Genomic DNA, 4,355 nt, shown 5'->3' on the forward strand with positions numbered 1-4,355 from the left:
GAATATAAGTTACAAACCCGCGTCAAAATGAATGAGAAACCAATCATTATTAAAACTAGACCTCCGTATCTCAGCAATTAATCACAACACCAGACATCTATACCATTTTCAATAATGCAGCTTTGACAACAGGAAAATCATGGAAAGAAAATTCAAAAATCTTATTATCTCTAGTGTGAACTTTACTGCCAAAAAGGCACTTATTTTATCTCACGGCGGTTATACACCAAGCCAGTCTAAATTTAAAAAAGGCTCTGGCCTAGTAGCAGTTCCTCATGGATTAACAATGGAATTCAACAGCATGAGGAATGAGCCTTCGATAGGTACAAAAGCGAACCACTTGCTTAATGGATTCGATATCCAGCCCTAAGATACTATTTTGTTTGGTGCCTTCATCAACAACTACTCTTTAACACATAACCCACTATTCGATCGCTATAAACCCAACGACCATTACGACTTAATTAGAATAGATACCAATGGTAAAGCTCATATGAAGGATATTTTTGAAGCACTAAAAACATTAGATCTTGACTATACAGACATTCGAAGTTTCGCTTGCCGAATCAATAAACTGACATATAATTTTTAAATTCCCTATCATGCTTAATTATCTAAATTAATTTCCATACCAATACATGAAACTAAATGCAGTGTAATTAAAACAACTTCATTACATCCCAAAATATAAAGTATTGTGGTTAGCGTCAGATAAATAAATGGGTTATTTATAATAACCCATCATAGAATTAAGCCTGAATATGAGCAAATGCAACTTTAGTAACTTGGTTCGTTACAGGACGTTTTTTAGATACCTCGGCTTTGAAGTAATAAGGCTGCAATGGCGTCTCACTATTTTTCGGTCTTGCGTAATACAGTTCAGCAGATTTACCATCTATTTGTTGCGCGTAAAGGTAGCCCACTAACGCATGTTCAAATTGATGGTACCCATTGCCCCAATGAAACGCTTTGGTCGATTTAGGGTTCAATCCAACCCCACCATATTGATGATCAACCCATGCATCCATAAAGGTTGGCAGTGTATATTTCAACGTATCTTTCATGGAGCCATCAAGTAATGAAACAGTCATTGCCGCTTGATCGAGCTCTGCCCATTCCCACGAAGACGTACCATTAGAATATGGGCGAGATTGCCATGCTGGGATAGTTTCGCCTTGCCACTTCGCACTTAATGTATCAGAGAAAAACGGCTGTACTAAGTCGAAGTCCTGCGAATATTGAGCCTGTTTCAGAGTGTACTTCATGCCCTTCAGACCAGTTTCAACCCAGCTTGGTTGATCCAGTAAACGCCCACTTAAATACGTCATCCAATACGCTTTAATGGTATGACCAAAGTCATTATGCTTGGCATCTTGCATCATCACTGCTTTATGATGAATTGCTCCATAGAAACGCTGTTCTTTCTCAGACTGATATTGATTAAGCATTACTTGCGTCAACCAGCCTAAGTCTTGCTCCCACTTGGCTTTGGCTTTAGGTGGCAATAACGGCGCCACCAGCAACAAATAACCGTTAATTTGATCCAACTGAGCCACAAGTTCTCGTTGTTTAGCACTATCCTCTTCGCTATCTGCTAGCACCCATGCCAACCCTTGATCATCAGTGAGACGATACTTATCAAAGATAAAAGCTTGTTGCTGGATAAGTACTTGTTCAACTTTAGGGTCTTGGGTTAAATAGTAATACATCGCCAAGCCCACTAAAGCATACGCCTGATCTTGCGAAGTACGCTGCTGCCAATCTAGCCCCGGCTTCCCCTTATGGGTATAGCTAATAAACCCACCATTTTTCTTATCTTGCAGGTGGTCTATTAAGTAATAAGCGCCTTTCTTGGCGAGCGCGAGCGCCTGCAGATCACCCGTCAGGTGGAAAATAACCCCGTAAGCATAAGTTTGACGCGACTTCATACGGGTATATTCACGATCAAAATTCGGGCTAATCCAGCCTTTGTTCAATTCATTACAAGGCTGAACCGTATTTAATATCGCGCCATTGTCACAGCGAAATGTCGGAAAATTACCCACAGGCGTCCCCTGTGCACTGTCCATCATCCAATACGGTGCTAACCCGTCAGCAACGTGATTAAGCCAGTCAACACCCGATGGAAGATCTTGTGCTGCATACCCCGATAAACTGAATGTTGCCAGCATGATGCCGAGAAGGTTTCTTCGCATATTAATAACTTAAGCTTTTAAATTTCGGCCATTATAAGCAACTATATGCTCACACATTGCCAACACAGTCACATCCATTTGAATTAGCAATGACCATCCACAAGTAGCAATTAATTAAAAGCCTCCCTATGACTAACGAAGCGTTAAAGTTCGCTATAACCTATCGCACTCAATAAAGAGGAAATTTGACTCATTGAGTGCACAAGAAATAGGATATAAAAGCACTTAACAAGTATATTGTGTTATGTGCCGTATCCGCCCATTAGTCAGTAGTAAGAGCAATCCAAATGTCGAATGTCGTTCAGTTCTCTATGTTCAGTGGAAGTAAGAAGACTAACACTGCCCCATCAGTCAAATCGCCAAGCCCTAAGGCTTTAAGGGAGCAGGCCGCATTAAAGCAAAGCAATCACTGTTATTTTTGTGGTGAACATAAAGAAACAAAAGAACTGAACTGGCTTAATAAGACAGGTTTTAAAGAGAAAACTCATGTTATCTGCGGGACTTGTAGCTCTGCAGCCAAGTCACGTTCAATGGATGAACTACGAATAATCCTTGCGCTGAAGGCGATGGATTTCAGAACAGTTAAGCTCCAGCAATACCTTGAGTTAAGAGAAAAAGGCGTGCAGATAGACGGTGTGCGTAAATACAAATTCTACTTTGAAACAAATGCGTGATCATGAGTTAGAAAATACTAATCCAACAAGCTGACAGGGCTAGAGAATAAGGGCTAGCGGCCTAGCCCTTTTTATCATCAATGGTTCGCTAAATAATTTTCTACCTGAGCGCGGTAATCCGCTTTAAGTGCATCGCTGATAAAGCTACCGTTGATCGCATTGATCGTAAATTGTGCCAACTCTTGCTTACTCATTGGGTGAGCATTGCTAACGGCTAAAAAGTTATCCGTCATGTAACCACCAAAGTAAGCGGGATCGTCAGAGTTGATGGTCACCGCTACGCCTTTACGAAGAAGTTCAGCGATGTTGTGTTGTTCCATTTCATCAAATACCCGCAGTTTAATGTTAGAAAGCGGGCACACTGTTAACGGCATTTTGCTATCTATTAACGCCTCGAGTAACAGCTCATCTTCTACACAACGTACACCGTGATCAACACGGCTAACACTCAGCATTTCGACTGCATCGACAATGTTCTGTGCTGGGCCTTCTTCACCTGCATGAGCCACCGTCAGTAAACCGGCCTCTTTAGCTTGTTGGAACACACGTTTGAACTTTGCTGGTGGATGCCCTTGCTCTGAAGAGTCCAGCCCTACCCCAATGATTTTATCTTGATGCTTCAAGATTGATTGCAGAGTTTCTATCGCGCTTTGCTCTGAAAGGTGACGCAAGAAGCACGCAATGATTTGCGAACTAATACCCAGTTGCTCGTGACCATCTTGCATCGCACGATGAATACCATGAATAACGGTATCAAAAGAAATACCACGATCAGTGTGTGTTTGCGGATCAAAGAAGATTTCAGTATGGATAACGTTATCGGCTTTAGATTTTTCTAAATATGCCCAAGTCAGGTCGTAAAAGTCTTGCTCGGTACGTAACGCGTTAGCGCCCTGATAATAGATATCCAAGAAAGACTGTAAATCTTCAAACTCGTAGGCTTTGCGCAGGGCTTGAGGGGATTGATATGGAATATCGATGTCATTACGTTTAGCTAATTCAAACAGTAATTCTGGTTCTAGCGAACCTTCGATATGTAAGTGCAACTCTACCTTTGGAAGACCCTGAATAAATGCGTTCATATTCTCATCCATCTTTTCTTATGATTATTGTGGATACAATTACTCTAAGAATAGGCACAGATTGGAAAAAATGAACGCCATTACAAAGAGTAAGATCCACTGTGATCTCAACTCTTCGTAATCAGCACTTTGAGGGAGCTGGTAGAGACCCCCAAACCATATCATTGGGGTTATACGAAGCCAACGTCAGGAATTATACGCCAAAAGTGATGCTTGGCTAGGGCTTATGGATCTTCTGTGATTTAAAGCGTGTTATTTGAGTATGTGCTTTGGATGTCAATTAATGAATTAGAAAAGCGCGCCTTTGGTCGCTTTATACCTATATAGTGAAATATTTTCGTAGAAAAACGGGATGATCGCGCATCATGAAAGATGCCCTCTTTCATCACAATGTAATTTAATCT

4 protein-coding genes and 1 riboswitch are annotated in these 4,355 nt (G+C 41.1%); of the genes, 2 read left to right on the plus strand and 2 right to left on the minus strand.

Annotated elements, in window-relative coordinates; genetic code table 11:
* The first annotated feature begins 139 nt into the window (after positions 1-139).
* Entirely contained in the window at positions 140-370 is a 231-nt protein-coding gene (locus ASV53_RS22965) for a hypothetical protein (RefSeq protein ID WP_094958837.1), read from the plus strand.
* Between the two features lie 379 nt (positions 371-749).
* Here the strand turns inward: ASV53_RS22965 and ASV53_RS22970 are convergent, their stop codons facing one another.
* Positions 750-2,195, minus strand: coding sequence for an AGE family epimerase/isomerase (locus tag ASV53_RS22970; RefSeq protein ID WP_094958838.1), 1,446 nt, complete (start codon positions 2,193-2,195; stop codon positions 750-752).
* 287 nt (positions 2,196-2,482) lie between these two features.
* On the opposite strand from ASV53_RS22970, the gene ASV53_RS22975 reads away from it, so the two are divergent.
* Positions 2,483-2,869: a hypothetical protein gene (locus tag ASV53_RS22975; protein ID WP_094958839.1), complete on the plus strand. Its 387-nt coding sequence runs from the start codon at positions 2,483-2,485 to the stop codon at positions 2,867-2,869.
* A gap of 77 nt (positions 2,870-2,946) precedes the next feature.
* On the opposite strand, the gene ASV53_RS22980 is transcribed toward ASV53_RS22975, so the two are convergent.
* Complete coding sequence (locus tag ASV53_RS22980; RefSeq protein ID WP_094958840.1) at positions 2,947-3,951, minus strand: adenosine deaminase; 1,005 nt, start codon at positions 3,949-3,951, stop codon at positions 2,947-2,949.
* Positions 3,952-4,049: 98 nt separating this feature from the next.
* A riboswitch (purine riboswitch) is annotated at positions 4,050-4,149 on the minus strand.
* Positions 4,150-4,355: the final 206 nt, after the last annotated feature.

The sequence above is a fragment of the Photobacterium sanguinicancri genome (genome assembly GCF_002265265.1).
Taxonomy (GTDB): domain Bacteria; phylum Pseudomonadota; class Gammaproteobacteria; order Enterobacterales; family Vibrionaceae; genus Photobacterium; species Photobacterium sanguinicancri.